Source organism: Psychrobacter sp. CAL346-MNA-CIBAN-0220 (genome assembly GCF_040309805.1).
Classification (GTDB): Bacteria; Pseudomonadota; Gammaproteobacteria; order Pseudomonadales; family Moraxellaceae; genus Psychrobacter.
In genome coordinates this window covers 1-242 of record NZ_JBEOPF010000657.1, presented here as the reverse complement: position 1 = coordinate 242, position 242 = coordinate 1, and the positions used below count along the sequence as shown (strand labels likewise).

Here is a 242-nt window from a genome sequence, read left to right as displayed (position 1 = left end):
CAGAAATTTGGCTGCTTTTATTGTGAATCCGCACAGTTAGACGAGTTAGCAGCATGCTTGAATCTACCTCGCTCAGAGCAGCATGACGGTTATGCTCGCCATCCCCTCGCCTATTTGTTGGAAGCTGCCGACGATATTTGTTATGCGCTGATAGACTTAGAAGATGGCATCAATCTAAATATGCTTACCTACAATGAGGTGGCTGCTATCTTCTATGAGCTGCTTGGCGAGCGTCCTAGCAC

Annotated in this window: 1 pseudogene; it reads left to right on the top strand. The window is 47.1% G+C overall.

The features are described 5' to 3' along the window. A pseudogene (locus AAEY88_RS15210) lies at positions 1-242 on the top strand (deoxyguanosinetriphosphate triphosphohydrolase); the annotation flags it as partial.